This is a genomic window from Shigella sp. FC1661, from assembly GCF_001712525.1.
In the GTDB taxonomy this organism is placed as follows: Bacteria; Pseudomonadota; Gammaproteobacteria; order Enterobacterales; family Enterobacteriaceae; genus Escherichia; species Escherichia coli.
The window spans coordinates 1-820 of the sequence record NZ_MDGW01000401.1; the positions used below are offsets into that span (position 1 = coordinate 1).

1 pseudogene is annotated in these 820 nt (G+C 52.2%); it reads left to right on the forward strand.

The annotated features are described in order from the left end of the window. Positions 1-6: 6 nt before the first annotated feature. Positions 7-820: pseudogene (locus BFF42_RS19020) on the forward strand (IS5-like element ISSfl7 family transposase); the annotation flags it as partial.

Here is an 820-nt window from a genome sequence, read left to right on the forward strand (position 1 = left end):
TGAACTATGGCTCGCTACGACCTTCCCGATGAGGCATGGACCATCATCAAGCCTCTGTTACCTCCTGAACCCGCCACACCACGGGCCGGACGCCCATGGGCTGAGCACCGTAAAATCATCAATGGCATGTTCTGGGTGTTATGTTCCGGTGCACCATGGCGCGATTTACCCGAACGATATGGGGCATGGAAAACTGTTTATAACCGCTTTAACCGATGATCAAAGTCAGGCGTGATTAATATTATTTTCAACAGGTTGCTTTCGCTACTTGATGCAAATGGCTTTATTGACTGGTCTGCCACCGCGCTGGATGGCAGTAATATCCGGGCGCTGAAATGTGCCGCCGGTGCTCAAAAAAACATCCCGATATCGACGGAGATAATGGCCCGGGTCGCTCTCGCGGCGGTTTTGGCACCAAAATCCATCTGGCAACAGACGGAAGTGGCCTCCCGTTAAATATCGTGCTAAGCCCCGGACAAGCTCATGAAAGCCAGTTCGCGCAACGACTTCTGGACGGGATTGGCGTTCAGCGTCAGAACGGCAGCATGAAACGCCGTGGACATGCGGTACTGGCTGATAAAGCGTATTCAGGGCGCGCATTGCGCAATGAGCTGAAAAATAACGGTATAAAGGCAGTAATCCCCCGAAAGTCAAATGAGAAAATGGCATCGGATGGACGTGCACAGCTTGATCGTGATGCGTACTGCAATCGTAATGTCGTTGAACGGTGCTTTGGGCGGCTGAAAGAATATCGCCGCATCGCCACGCGTTACGACAAAACGGCGAGAAATTACCTGGCGATGGTGAAACTGGGCTGCAT